The 12,489-nt window shown below is 62.4% G+C and carries 12 protein-coding genes; 7 read left to right on the top strand and 5 right to left on the bottom strand.

Annotated features, from left to right (window positions below; genetic code table 11):
• Positions 1 to 13: 13 nt before the first annotated feature.
• Complete coding sequence (locus ABCR88_RS26520; RefSeq protein ID WP_011063200.1) at positions 14 to 421, top strand: hypothetical protein; 408 nt, start codon at positions 14 to 16, stop codon at positions 419 to 421.
• A 97-nt stretch (positions 422 to 518) separates the two neighbouring features.
• On the opposite strand, the gene leuA is transcribed toward ABCR88_RS26520, so the two are convergent.
• From leuA to ABCR88_RS26500, 4 genes are all read right to left on the bottom strand, one after another.
• Complete coding sequence (gene leuA / locus ABCR88_RS26515; protein WP_011063199.1) at positions 519 to 2,198, bottom strand: 2-isopropylmalate synthase; 1,680 nt, start codon at positions 2,196 to 2,198, stop codon at positions 519 to 521.
• Between the two features lie 377 nt (positions 2,199 to 2,575).
• Positions 2,576 to 3,397 (bottom strand): M23 family metallopeptidase, encoded by an 822-nt coding sequence (locus ABCR88_RS26510; protein WP_011063198.1) that lies wholly within the window; start codon positions 3,395 to 3,397, stop codon positions 2,576 to 2,578.
• A gap of 3 nt (positions 3,398 to 3,400) precedes the next feature.
• Positions 3,401 to 4,780, bottom strand: a complete 1,380-nt coding sequence (gene xseA / locus ABCR88_RS26505; RefSeq protein ID WP_011063197.1) for an exodeoxyribonuclease VII large subunit — start codon at positions 4,778 to 4,780, stop codon at positions 3,401 to 3,403.
• A gap of 47 nt (positions 4,781 to 4,827) precedes the next feature.
• A complete protein-coding gene (locus ABCR88_RS26500) occupies positions 4,828 to 5,724 on the bottom strand; it encodes a LysR substrate-binding domain-containing protein (protein WP_041119726.1) in 897 nt (298 codons plus the stop codon).
• A gap of 101 nt (positions 5,725 to 5,825) precedes the next feature.
• Between ABCR88_RS26500 and ABCR88_RS26495 the strand changes: the two genes are divergently transcribed.
• The 6 genes from ABCR88_RS26495 to ABCR88_RS26470 all read left to right on the top strand — a co-directional run bounded on the left by ABCR88_RS26495 (position 5,826) and on the right by ABCR88_RS26470 (position 11,674).
• Positions 5,826 to 6,596: a sulfite exporter TauE/SafE family protein gene (locus tag ABCR88_RS26495; protein ID WP_325985193.1), complete on the top strand. Its 771-nt coding sequence runs from the start codon at positions 5,826 to 5,828 to the stop codon at positions 6,594 to 6,596.
• Positions 6,597 to 6,728: 132 nt separating this feature from the next.
• On the top strand, positions 6,729 to 7,277 hold the full coding sequence (locus tag ABCR88_RS26490; RefSeq protein WP_283990026.1) for a sugar ABC transporter ATPase: 549 nt from the start codon (positions 6,729 to 6,731) through the stop codon (positions 7,275 to 7,277).
• Positions 7,278 to 7,393: 116 nt separating this feature from the next.
• Positions 7,394 to 8,863, top strand: coding sequence for an IMP dehydrogenase (guaB, locus tag ABCR88_RS26485; protein WP_025129573.1), 1,470 nt, complete (start codon positions 7,394 to 7,396; stop codon positions 8,861 to 8,863).
• Between the two features lie 104 nt (positions 8,864 to 8,967).
• The gene (gene guaA / locus ABCR88_RS26480; RefSeq protein WP_011063192.1) at positions 8,968 to 10,545 is read left to right on the top strand and encodes a glutamine-hydrolyzing GMP synthase; all 1,578 of its coding nucleotides are present in this window, start codon (positions 8,968 to 8,970) and stop codon (positions 10,543 to 10,545) included.
• Positions 10,546 to 10,868: 323 nt separating this feature from the next.
• Complete coding sequence (locus ABCR88_RS26475; protein WP_026019975.1) at positions 10,869 to 11,147, top strand: hypothetical protein; 279 nt, start codon at positions 10,869 to 10,871, stop codon at positions 11,145 to 11,147.
• Between the two features lie 5 nt (positions 11,148 to 11,152).
• Complete coding sequence (locus ABCR88_RS26470; protein ID WP_337153835.1) at positions 11,153 to 11,674, top strand: DNA-binding protein; 522 nt, start codon at positions 11,153 to 11,155, stop codon at positions 11,672 to 11,674.
• Between the two features lie 16 nt (positions 11,675 to 11,690).
• Here ABCR88_RS26470 and treR read toward each other — a convergent pair whose 3' ends face one another.
• Positions 11,691 to 12,395, bottom strand: a complete 705-nt coding sequence (treR, locus tag ABCR88_RS26465; protein WP_011063188.1) for a trehalose operon repressor — start codon at positions 12,393 to 12,395, stop codon at positions 11,691 to 11,693.
• Positions 12,396 to 12,489: the final 94 nt, after the last annotated feature.

Genomic DNA, 12,489 nt, shown 5'->3' with positions numbered 1-12,489 from the left:
GGAGGAATCAACCATGACTACCATCACTGCCACCATCGTCAATCCTTACCCCCTGTCGGCACCCAAAACTGCTTCGACTGAAGCCGAAGGCAACAGCGCCAGCCCGCTGGCGCCGGTGGATGACAGCAAGGACGGTCAGGATAAGGAGCTGCGGGTCAACTCTGGCGATGCCAATATTGATGCGGTAAAGGCCGGTGGTGATCCGGTCAAGGCGCTGCAGAAACAGATCGAGCAGACCCAGAAAACCCTGACCGAACAGCAGGCCCAATTGGCCAATGTGCAGAAGGGCCAGGCCAGCGACGAACAGAAAGCCCAGCAGGTGATGGAAGTCCAGGCGCAGATCGCCGTGACCAACAGCACCTTGCAGGTGCTGCAGGCGGCTTTGCTGCAAGCCATGTTCAGCGTTGATGTGCATGCCTGAAACAGTCGTTGCTGACATTTAGCTGGTGTTATCTGTTCCGGCATAAAAAAGGCCCCGGGGAGTCGAGCTCCTCGGGGCCTTTTGCTTTTGGCAGCCTTTAGGCTGCCTTGGCCTGCTGCTCGCTCAGGGAGCGGTTCAGCGCACTGAACAGCGCCTTGAAGCTGGCGGTGGTGATGTTTTCGTCGATACCGACGCCGTGCACGGCGCGCTCACCGTTGACCCGCAGTTCGATGTAGGCCGCCGCCTTGGCGTTGGTGCCGGCGCCGATGGCGTGCTCGTTGTAGTCCATGATCTCCACCGGAACCGGCAGCCCGGCCACCAGCGCTTCCAGGGCACCGTTGCCCTTGCCGCGCCAGCTGAGGTTGGTCTCGCCCTGGCCCTTGCTCGAGACTTCCACTTCCACGGCGCTGTGCCCGTTCTCTTCCTGCAAGCGATGGCTGACCAGCGCGTAGGGAGTGTTGGCCTGCAAGTACTCGCTGTGCAACAGCGCGTGGATCTGCTGGGCGGTCATTTCCAGACCCAGGCGGTCGGTTTCCCGCTGCACCACCTGGCTGAACTCGATCTGCATGCGGCGTGGCAAGCTGATGCCGTATTCCTGCTCGAGCAGGTAGGCGATACCGCCCTTGCCCGACTGGCTGTTGACGCGGATCACCGCCTCGTAGCTGCGACCGATATCGGCCGGGTCGATCGGCAAGTACGGCACTTCCCACAAGCCATCGGCTTTCTGCTGGGCGAAGCCCTTGCGGATCGCGTCCTGGTGCGAGCCGGAGAACGCGGTGTGGACCAGGTCGCCGACATAAGGGTGACGCGGGTGCACGGCAATCTGGTTGCACTCTTCCACGACTTTGCGCACGCCGTCGATGTCGGAGAAATCCAGTTCAGGGTTCACACCCTGGGTGTAGAGGTTCAAGGCCACGGTGACCAGGTCGACGTTACCGGTACGTTCGCCGTTGCCGAACAGGCAGCCTTCGACACGGTCGGCGCCGGCCATCAGGCCCAGCTCGGTGGCGGCCACGCCCGTACCGCGGTCGTTGTGGGTGTGCAGGCTGATGAGCACGCTGTCACGACGGTTGATGTTGCGGCAGAACCACTCGATCTGGTCGGCGTAGATGTTCGGTGTGGCGACTTCAACGGTGGCCGGCAGGTTGAGGATCACCTTGTTGCTTGGCGTGGCGTTCCAGACTTCCACCACGGCGTCGCAGACTTCCTTGGCGAACTCCAGCTCGGTGGCGCTGAAGGTCTCTGGCGAGTACTCGAACTGCCACTGGGTTTCCGGTTGCTGGGCGGCGTATTTGACGAACAGCTTGGCCGCATTCACCGCGATCTCTTTCACACCGGCCTTGTCCTGGTTGAAGACAATGCGGCGGAACGAAGGGCTGGTGGCGTTGTACAGGTGGACGATGGCCTTTTTCGCTCCACGCAAGGACTCGAAGGTGCGGGCGATCAAGTCTTCACGGGCCTGGGTCAATACCTGGATGGTGGTGTCGTCCGGAATGTGGCCGCCTTCGATCAGGGTGCGCACGAAGTCGAAGTCGGTTTGCGAAGCGGCCGGGAAAGAAGCTTCGATTTCCTTCACACCCACAGCCACCAGGGTCTTCCAGAAGCGCAGCTTCTTGACGGCATCCATCGGTTCGATCAACGACTGGTTGCCATCACGCAGGTCCGAACTGCACCAGATCGGCGCGCTGGTGATGGTTTTCGACGGCCAGGTACGGTCCGGCAAGTTGATGGTCGGGAACGCGCGGTACTTGGAGGATGGGTCTTTGAGCATGGTCATGGAGAAGTCCTTATTGTCCGGGCCGAAAAGAGGCGGCCTGCCGGTGAGTCAAGAGTGAGGTTGACGCAGGGGGATGAGGCACCGCGATTCAGCCTGGCAGTCGTGCGCTGACGAGGCAGAGGCTCCGGTGTTGACGACGCTGAATGAGGGTGTGAGAGGTTTTCATGTGCTCAACCCTAACCACTGGGGTGAGAGATGGCAAGCAGTCGAAAAAAATTGAGAGGAATACTCGAAAACAAAGCTATATCGAGATTTTATGCTGGGTATTCTTTGAAAGAATACTAACGATTGCGCAGTCGAGTAGGGCTGCGCAATCCCTGTGGACGTCGGCTCGCCGCTGAATCAATGCCTGACGCAGGCAAGCGGCGCTGCCGCGATCAGGGCTGGAAGGCCCCGATAAAGATGGCCGGATCGACGCGCGCATCATTCAGGCTGACGTTCCAGTGCATATGCGGCCCGGTGGCGCGGCCGGTCGCCCCCACCTTGCCCACCACGGCGCCACGGGCCAGGGACTGGCCGATCTTCACGTCGATTTTCGACATGTGGCAGAACATGCTGATGAAGCCCTGGCCGTGGTCGACGAACACGGTGTTGCCGTTGAAGAAGTAGTTGCCGATCAGGATCACTTTGCCCGCCGCCGGGGTCTTGATCGGTGTGCCTGCCGGCACCGCGAAGTCCAGGCCCGCGTGAGGGTTGCGCTCTTCACCGTTGAAGAAACGGCGTACGCCGAACTTGCTCGACAGGGGGCCATTCACCGGCTTGTCCAACAGCAGGTTGCTCGGGGTATTGGGGCTGAAGCTGCGGTAGGCGCGGATCTGCTCCGCCAACTCGCCGTCGATGCGCTTGAGGTCCGCCGGGTTCGGATTGACCTGGCGCTGGTTCTTCAGGGTGATGTGCTGCTCCGGGTATTTCTTGTTGCCGACCACGAAGTTCAGGCTGCGCCCGCCGGTGCTTACTTGTTGAGTGCCGGGCTTGACCGTCAGCGGAATGCCGACAATCGCCAGCCAGTTGTTCTGCTCCTTCACCACCAGCACCGGCTTGCCCTGGTAACTGGCCTTGGGCGCCTGGGCGGCGCTGCCCAGGTCGACCACCGCTACGCCACCGGGCACGGGTTTGTTCAGCAGGCGGGTGATGTAGCTGTCGGCGTGAGCATTGAAGGCCAGGCACAGCAACAGCAGGGAGCAGAGAAAACGCGGCATGGATCAATCCAGTAGAGAAAGGGTGACGGGCGTCAGGTGGTTGTCTTCGACGCGTACTTGCAGCTCGCCTTCGCCCAGGCGGGCACTGAGGCGCTGGCCTGGGCGGGTCTGGCCGGCACTGCGAATGGCCTGCCCGCGATCGTCCAGCAGGATGCTGTAACCGCGCCCCAGGGTGGCCAGGGGGCTGACCACATGAAGGGTCTGCATCTGGCTGTGCAATTGCAGGCGGCGGCCCTTGAGGCCTTCGCGCATGGCCCGGGGCAGGCGTTCGGCCAGGCTGTCCAGGCGCTGGCGCAGCAGTGCCAGTTGCCGCCCTGGATGCTGGGCTCCGAGGCGGGTTTCCAGGCGGATCAAGCGTTCGCGACGGGTATTGAGGCTGCGCTCGAAGGCGCGGCGCAGACGCATGTCCAGGTCGTCCAGGCGCTGTGCCTGCTGGCGCAGGCGTTCGCCAGGGTGGCGCAGGCGTCGGGCCAGGCCGTCCAGGCGCAGCCGGTCGCGCACCAGCCGGTCGCGCATGCGCATCACCAGGCGTCGATGCAGGTTGTCGACCCGCCGTTGCAGGTCACTGGAATCAGGGGCCAGCAGTTCGGCTGCTGCGGAAGGCGTGGGCGCGCGAACGTCGGCCACGAAATCACTGATGGAGACGTCGGTTTCATGGCCAACGGCGCTGACGATCGGTGTCACGCAGGCATCCACCGCACGGGCCACGGCTTCTTCGTTGAAGCACCAGAGGTCCTCCAGGGAGCCGCCACCACGGGCCAGGATCAGCGCGTCGAAGCCCCGGGCGTCGGCCAACTGCAGGGCCCGGACGATCTGCGCCGTAGCCTCGCGGCCCTGCACGGCAGTAGGGATCAGGGTCAGCACAACCTGCGGTGCGCGGCGCCGGAACACACTGATGATGTCGCGGATCACCGCGCCGGTGGGCGAACTGATGATGCCGATGCGTTGCGGATGGGCCGGTAGTGGCACTTTGCGTTCGGCGCTGAACAGCCCTTCGGCGCTCAGCTTGTCTTTCAGGGCATCGAAAGCCAGGCGCAGGGCGCCATCACCGGCCGGTTCCACGGTGTCGAGAATCAGCTGGTAGTCACCGCGCCCTTCGAACAGCGAGACCTTGCCCCGCACCTTGACCGCCAGGCCGTCCTTCAGCGCCTGGCGGACCCGCGCGGCGTTCTGCCGGAACAGTGCGCAGCGCACCTGGGCGCCGCTGTCCTTGAGGGTGAAGTACACATGGCCGGAAGCCGGGCGGGCGAGGTTGGAGATCTCGCCCTCCACCCAGATATTGCTGAACACGTCCTCGAGCAGCACCCGGGCGCGGCCGTTGAGCTGGGTGACGGTGAGGACCTCGCGGTCCAGGCCGAGTCGTGCGAAGGGATCTTTAATCATGGGGCGCAGTTTAAAGGCCTGTCTCTGAATGGAACAACGCAAATCAACTACAAGTGATTGCGAAAATGTTCGACGAATTGCGCCACCAGGGGCGTCGGCTCCTGTCGGTAGGCGAGGGCCACGGTGCTCTGGCAATCGGCATCCGCCAGCGGCAGGAAGCGGATGCTGGCCGGGGCGATGTCCTGCATCGACTCGGGCAGCAGGGCGATGCCGAAGCCTGCCTGGATCAGTTGCAATTGGGTGGTCTTGCGCGACATCACCCGCGCCGCCCTGGGAAAGAAGCCCTGGCGCATGCACAGCTCGGCCGAGAGGTAACTCAAGCCGCCCCGCTGGGGGTGGGGGATGGAGATGAAGGCTTCCTCGCGAAGCTGGGCCAGGTCGACGCCCCCGGCCGGAGGGTCCAGCGCCAGTGGGTGCTGAGGTGGCACCGCCAGCAGCAAGGGTTCGGCGAACAGGGGCGTGATCTGTACACCTGCTCGTTGACGTAGCACGGGCAGGCGCAACAGGCCGATATCCAGGTGCCCCTGCGCCAACTCTTCCAGTTGCGCCTCGGAAGACAACTTGGCGATGTCCATCGAGGCTCCAGGGCAATGCTGCAAGTAGCTGCCGATGCCCTGGAGTAGCCGGCCGCTCATGGGCACGGTGCTGGAGTGGCTCAGGCGCAAGGTGCCCAATTGCCCCTGGCCTACCTGAGTGGCCAGTTCGCTGGCCTTGTGCAATTCACTCAGCAGGTTGCGTGCCTTGGGGAAAAACGCTTCACCGGCCGCCGTCAGCCGCGGCAGGCGCGCGGTGCGCTCGAACAGTGGGGTCTGCAACTGGGTTTCCAGCTCCTTGATCTGCCGGCTTAGGGCTGATTGGGCGACGAACAGGCGCTCGGCGGCGGCGCTGAAGCTGCCGCATTCGGCGATTTCCACGAAATAGCGCAGTTGGCGGGTCGAAATCACGAGGCATGCCTTTTTGCGATGAGTTGGCGACTTCGACGATATTAGTCGCAAGGCTCGTCGCTGGCTAAAGTCACTGCGTATTCAACTGGGAAGTCGCAGCGATGAGCGTGGTAATCGAGGGTTTGAACCAGTGGTCTTTCGGCCCGGGCAGTTGGTTGGCGATCGGCCTGGGTATCGCGCTGGCGTACATAGTGTTCGGCATTGCCGGGTTCGGTACGGCGCTGGTGGCCGGGCCGGTGCTGATCCTGTTCATGCCGCTGTCGAAGATCGTGCCGCTGCTGGTGCTGCTCGATTTTGTCGCGGCCTTTGGCAACCTTCTGCCGTCGCGCAAGGATGTGGCCAGGCCGGAGTTGCTGCGCCTGTTGCCCTGCATGGCAGTGGGGTGCACTTTGGGGGTGATTTTCCTGCTCAACCTCAAATCCGATCTGTTGCTGCTATTGATGGGGCTGTTCATCAGTGCTTATGCCATCTACAGCCTGTGGGTGAAGGCGCGTCCGACCCAACTGGCGGCCGGCTGGGCGGTGCCGATGGGGATTGTCGGTGGGCTGTTTGGCGCCCTCTTCGGCAGTGGCGGCTTTCTATATGCCATCTACCTGAACAGCCGCCTGCCCAAGGATCCGGCGCGGGCGACCCAGAGCGCGCTGATCAGTTGCAGCACCGTGGTGCGCTTGAGCCTGTTCGCCCTGGCCGGAGTCTATGCCGAGTTGCCGCTGCTGCTATTGGCGCTATGCCTGTTGCCGGCGATGGCCTTGGGGTTGTGGGTTGGCCGCCGGCTGACGATGAAACTGTCCCGGGAGGCTTTTGTACGCCTGGTGACCTGGCTGGTGCTGGCCAGTGGCGTTGCCTTGATCGGCCGTTACCTGAGTACTTGACCTGCTGGGGCCAGGGATTAAGCTGCGGGCCTTTGAATTCGTTCGCCGGCAGGCCGGCTCCTACAATTGATGATAGGAGCCGGCTTGCCGGCGAAAGCGTGAGTACCGTCCCCGCATGTTCCAGGCTTATCCATGAACTCCCAAAGCATCCTCGTCCCGAAAATTTCCACCCTGCCGGTGCACGAGCCCCGGGCCCGGGCGATCGTGCGCTGGCTGGTGCGCAAGAACATCGTCGAGGAAAGCCTCAGCACCTGCGGGCGCACGGGCAATCGCATGGGGCACGCCATTGCCGCCGGGGCCCGCGAGGTGGTGCTGCATCCTCAAGCGCTGCCGTTTGGTGATCCTGTCAACGGCCTGGAAATCATCACCAAGCGCTGCATCTATACCCCGGCCAAGGGCTTTCTCGAGGAAGCGGGCTGTGCCGAGTGCCGGCAGGAAATCGGCGAAGCGCTGTTCGAGAGCCTGGAAGACTGGATGCCAGGGCGTACCGACAACTTCACCTGCCCCGAATGCGGTCATGAAGATGACATCAACGGCTTTCTGTTTCTTCAGGAATGCGGTTTTTCCAACTTGGGCTTCATCTTCAACAACTGGGCCGAAGCGGGTTTTAAACAGAGTTTTATCGACGAGTTCGCCGACTGGCTGGATCAGCCGATAAGTTGGGTCAAGGTCGAGTTGTAGCGCGCGGATATCTCCATCTATCACTCCAGCGATATTAGCCAGAGTTTTACATTGAGCCCGGGTAGCTGTCTGAGTATAATGGCGCGCTTCCATTTTCCCGCCCGGGAGCCCCCGCGATGCTGCGTATCAGCCAAGAAGCCCTCACCTTCGACGACATTCTCCTAGTGCCCGGTTATTCCGAAGTACTGCCTAATGAAGTCAGTCTTAAGACCCGTTTGACCCGTGGCATCGAGCTGAATATTCCACTGGTTTCCGCCGCCATGGACACCGTCACTGAAGCCCGTCTGGCAATCGCCATGGCTCAGGAAGGCGGCATCGGCATCATCCACAAGAACATGACCATCGAACAGCAGGCTGCCGAAGTGCGCAAGGTCAAGCGTTTCGAAGCCGGTGTGGTCAAGGACCCGATCACCATCGAGGCCGACGCCACCGTGCGTGACCTGCTCGAACTGACCAGCATGCATAACATCTCCGGTGTGCCGGTACTGCACAACGGCGACCTGGTGGGCATCGTGACTTCCCGTGACGTGCGTTTCGAAAGCCGTCTGGAAGTCAGCGTCCGTGAAGTGATGACGCCTAAAGAGCGCCTGGTCACGGTCAAGGAAGGCGCCGACAAGACCGCCGTCCGCGAGCTGCTGCACAAGCACCGCATCGAGCGTGTACTGATCGTCGACGACGCCTTCGCTCTCAAGGGCATGATGACCGTCAACGATATCGAGAAAGCCAAGGCTTACCCGCTGGCCAGCAAGGACGACCAGGGTCGCCTGCGCGTCGGCGCTGCGGTCGGTACTGGCAAGGACACTGGCGATCGCGTTGCTGCGCTGGTCAATGCCGGTGTCGACGTGGTGGTGGTGGACACCGCCCACGGTCACTCCAAAGGCGTGATCGACCGCGTTCGCTGGGTCAAAGAGAACTTCCCTGAAGTGCAGGTGATCGGCGGCAACATCGCCACTGGCGCTGCCGCCAAGGCCCTGGCCGAAGCTGGCGCCGACGCAGTCAAGGTCGGTATCGGCCCAGGCTCGATCTGCACCACCCGTATCGTTGCTGGTGTTGGCGTGCCGCAAATCAGCGCCATCGCCAATGTTGCAGCGGCGCTGGTAGGCACTGGCGTGCCGCTGATCGCCGACGGCGGTATCCGCTTCTCCGGTGACCTGTCCAAGGCCATCGTCGCCGGTGCTTCCTGCGTGATGATGGGTTCGATGTTCGCCGGTACCGAAGAGGCTCCAGGCGAGATCGAACTGTTCCAGGGCCGCTCCTACAAGGCTTACCGCGGCATGGGTTCCCTGGGCGCCATGTCCCAGGCCCAGGGCTCTTCCGACCGCTACTTCCAGGACTCCTCCGCGGGTGCCGAGAAGCTGGTGCCGGAAGGTATCGAAGGTCGCGTGCCGTACAAGGGCACCCTGACTGCGATCATCCATCAGCTGATGGGCGGCCTGCGTTCTTCCATGGGCTACACCGGTAGCGCCAACATCGAAGAAATGCGCACCAAGCCGGAGTTTGTCCGCATCACCGGTGCCGGCATGGCTGAATCCCACGTCCACGACGTGCAGATCACCAAGGAAGCGCCAAACTATCGCGTAGGTTGATAGTGATCGCCTCCAGGCTCAGGCCCGGAGGCGATTGACGAATTTAGTAACCGGGGCTGTGTTTTTCAGCCCCGTGTCGTTTCTGAAATTAGACGAGACTGACCATGGCCCTCGACATTCACGCTCACCGTATCCTGATCCTCGACTTCGGTTCCCAGTACACCCAACTGATCGCACGCCGTGTGCGCGAGATCGGGGTCTACTGCGAACTGCATCCGTTCGACATGGACGACGAAGCGATCCGCGAATTCGCTCCCAAAGGCGTCATCCTCGCCGGCGGCCCCGAATCCGTGCACGAAGCCAACAGCCCTCGCTGCCCGCAGGCGGTGTTTGACCTGGGCGTCCCGGTCTTCGGCATCTGCTACGGCATGCAGACCATGGCCGAGCAGTTGGGCGGCAAGGTCGAAGGTTCCGAGCTGCGTGAGTTCGGCTATGCCCGGGTTGATGTAGTCGGCAAGAGCCGCCTGCTGGACGGCATCGAAGACCACGTCGACGCCGACGGCCTGTTCGGCCTAGACGTTTGGATGAGCCACGGTGACAAGGTCACCAAGATGCCGGAAGACTTCCACATCCTGGCCAGCACCCCGAGCTGCCCGATTGCCGGCATGTTCAACGACGACCTGCGCTACTACGGCGTGCAGTTCCACCCGGAAGTGACCCACACCAAGCAGGGCGGTCGCATCCTGTCGCGCTTCATCCTCGACATCTGCGGCTGTGAAGCGCTGTGGACTCCGTCGAAGATCGCCGAGGACGCCATTGCCCAGATCCGTGCCCAGGTTGGCACCGACAACGTGCTGCTGGGCCTGTCCGGCGGCGTCGACTCCTCGGTGGTCGCGGCCCTGCTGCACAAGGCCATCGGCGACCAGCTGACCTGCGTCTTCGTCGACAACGGCCTGCTGCGCCTGCACGAAGGCGAGCAAGTAATGGCCATGTTCGCCGAGAACATGGGCGTCAAGGTGATCCGCGCCAACGCCGAGGAGCAGTTCCTCAATAACCTGGCCGGCGAAGCCGACCCGGAGAAGAAGCGCAAGATCATCGGCCGTACCTTCATCGACGTGTTCGATGCCGAATCCTGCAAGCTGGAAAACATCAAGTACCTGGCCCAGGGCACCATCTACCCGGACGTGATCGAGTCGGCTGGCGCGAAAAGCGGCAAGGCCCACGTGATCAAGTCGCACCACAACGTGGGCGGCCTGCCGGAAGAAATGAACCTCAAGCTGGTCGAGCCACTGCGCGAGCTGTTCAAGGACGAAGTCCGCCGTCTGGGCCTGGAACTGGGCCTGCCGTACGACATGGTCTACCGTCACCCGTTCCCGGGCCCGGGCCTGGGCGTGCGCATCCTCGGTGAAGTGAAGAAGGAATACGCCGACCTGCTGCGTCGCGCCGACCACATCTTCATCGAAGAACTGCGCAAGGCCGATTGGTACCACAAGGTCAGCCAGGCATTCGTGGTGTTCCAGCCGGTGAAATCGGTGGGCGTGGTAGGTGATGGCCGTCGTTACGCCTGGGTCGTGGCCCTGCGCGCCGTGGAAACCATCGACTTCATGACCGCACGTTGGGCACACCTGCCTTACGAGCTGCTGGAAACCGTCAGCGGCCGGATCATCAACGAGATCGAAGGCATCTCCCGCGTCACCTACGACGTGTCGAGCAAGCCGCCGGCCACGATTGAGTGGGAATGATCGGGGCCGAGTGATCGGCGCTTGATCCATTCGCGTTAGCCAATGGCGATCGGGACCTTCGGGTGTCGATCGCCATTGTCGTTTCTGGGGGATTGCCTGCGGTACACATCGGCATTTGTGTTGCAGGACCTTTGGAAGCGGCGCTTTTTCGCCTTCCGGCAATATCACGTAAGACATGCTCGGCCCCTTGTCCTGGGCTTCTCTCTACCCTTGGATCTCCCCCCGCCTGTTTTTGCTGTGGCTTGTTCGCGGCGGGGCTTGATCGGAAGGTACAAGGTTGTCGGTTGACAACCTTGTGTGACTGGCGATACTGGAGGCTATGGATGGCTCGTGCAACTCATCCCAAGAAGGACATTGAAATGGCCCTGCGCTACGCCGAATGGCAGGGCTGGCGCATCGAGGTCGGCGGTGGTCATGCCTGGGGGCGGATCTACTGTCCGTACAACAACGAGGTGTGTCGCTGTGGCGAGTTTTGCATCACCAGCGTATGGCGCACGCCGAAGAATCCGACCCAGCACGCCCGGGCGTTATGCCGGGTGATCGATAACTGCACCCTGAACCAGCTGCGTGGAGCCAAGTCGCCGGCAGCCCGCAAGGAGTAAGCACCATGGAATACCTGTTCACCCTCAACTACCTGCTGCCGCTGGAGGGCTGTGATCCGCTGCAACTGGTGGAGCGCCTCGGTGCGGCGGGTTGCACCGACGTCCTGGTGGGCACCGGTCTGGCCGGGCGCCTGGCCCTGGAGTTCAGTCGCGAGGCCGAGAGTGCCGAGGCGGCGCTGCTCAGTGCCCTGGGGGATATCAAGCGGATCATTCCCGAAGCGCGGCTGGTGGAGGTCAGCCCGGATTTTGTCGGCCTCAGCGAGATCGCCGAGATCGTCGGCGTGTCCCGGCAGAACATGCGCAAGCTGATGCTCGGCCATGCCGATAGCTTTCCCCTGGCGATCCATGAAGGCAGCGCTTCGCTGTGGCACTTGGCGGAGGTCCTGAGCTGGCTGGACAGCAAGGGCGGCTACGCCCTCAAGCACCCGGTGATCGAGGTGGCGCGGGTGGCGCAGCAGGTGAACACCGCCAAGGAGTCGAAGCGCATCGGCCCCCTCAGCGGTGAACTGGTGGCCTTGCTGGGCTGATGAGGCAGGGTGGGGCTTAGCGCCGCGCCACGTCGGAGAAGTAGAACTTGTCCAGGGTGTGCCGTGATTCGGTGTACTCGAACTGCCGCCCGTCCTGCAGAAAGGTCTGGTTGCTCACCACGATCACATGGCTCTGGCCGTCCAGGTCGAGCAACTGCTGGTCGTCCTTGCTCCGCGGGCTGGCCTCGATGGTGCGTTGGGCGTAGCTGATGCTCAATTGCAGGGTTTGTTCGATGTAGGCATAGATCGACTGCTCGGCGATCTGCCGGTCCAGCCCTGGAATCAGATCGGCGACAAAGTGGTTGATGTCGAGAATCACCCGTTTGCCGTCAATGCGCCTGACCCGCTTGATCCGGGTGATCAGGCTGCCTTCTTCGGCTTGCAGATGGGCCCGCAGCGGGCCTTCGAGAGGAAACTGGCTGAACTCCACCACCTCGGTGCTGACGTCATCCCCCAGCCCTGGATAGGTTTCTTGGAAGCTGACGATGCCGCCCAGCTGGAACTCGATGGGATTGGGCGAGAGCACGAAGGTGCCCTTGCCGTGGATCTTCTGCGCGAAGCCGCGCTCCTGCAGCAGTTCGATGGCCTTGCGCACGGTGCCGCGGCTGGCCTGGTAGCTGTCCATCAGTTCGCTTTCCGAAGGCAGGCGGGCGCCACGCTCCAGACGTTCGGTGGTGATGCTGGCAAGCAGATCACTGTAGATCTGGTTGTATTTGCTCATGGGATGGCTCTGTGCCGCGCTGTGCTCAAGGCAGGCACCTTAAGGGCTGCACGGGGTATTTGTCCATGTACCTGGCAGGCCGGAGTCGGCTCGG

It is taken from the genome of Pseudomonas sp. W17 (assembly GCF_040268305.1).
Taxonomy (GTDB): domain Bacteria; phylum Pseudomonadota; class Gammaproteobacteria; order Pseudomonadales; family Pseudomonadaceae; genus Aquipseudomonas; species Aquipseudomonas protegens.
This window is presented reverse-complemented; position numbering and strand designations above follow the sequence as displayed.

Excerpts from the sequence above, each read along its gene's own strand:
- ABCR88_RS26520 (WP_011063200.1), top strand. The coding sequence starts at position 14 with ATGACTACCATCACTGCCACCATCGTCAATCCTTACCCCCTGTCGGCA.
- leuA (WP_011063199.1), bottom strand. The coding sequence starts at position 2,198 with ATGACCATGCTCAAAGACCCATCCTCCAAGTACCGCGCGTTCCCGACC.
- ABCR88_RS26510 (WP_011063198.1), bottom strand. The coding sequence starts at position 3,397 with ATGCCGCGTTTTCTCTGCTCCCTGCTGTTGCTGTGCCTGGCCTTCAAT.
- xseA (WP_011063197.1), bottom strand. The coding sequence starts at position 4,780 with ATGATTAAAGATCCCTTCGCACGACTCGGCCTGGACCGCGAGGTCCTC.
- ABCR88_RS26495 (WP_325985193.1), top strand. The coding sequence starts at position 5,826 with ATGAGCGTGGTAATCGAGGGTTTGAACCAGTGGTCTTTCGGCCCGGGC.
- ABCR88_RS26490 (WP_283990026.1), top strand. The coding sequence starts at position 6,729 with ATGAACTCCCAAAGCATCCTCGTCCCGAAAATTTCCACCCTGCCGGTG.
- guaB (WP_025129573.1), top strand. The coding sequence starts at position 7,394 with ATGCTGCGTATCAGCCAAGAAGCCCTCACCTTCGACGACATTCTCCTA.
- guaA (WP_011063192.1), top strand. The coding sequence starts at position 8,968 with ATGGCCCTCGACATTCACGCTCACCGTATCCTGATCCTCGACTTCGGT.
- ABCR88_RS26475 (WP_026019975.1), top strand. The coding sequence starts at position 10,869 with ATGGCTCGTGCAACTCATCCCAAGAAGGACATTGAAATGGCCCTGCGC.
- ABCR88_RS26470 (WP_337153835.1), top strand. The coding sequence starts at position 11,153 with ATGGAATACCTGTTCACCCTCAACTACCTGCTGCCGCTGGAGGGCTGT.
- treR (WP_011063188.1), bottom strand. The coding sequence starts at position 12,395 with ATGAGCAAATACAACCAGATCTACAGTGATCTGCTTGCCAGCATCACC.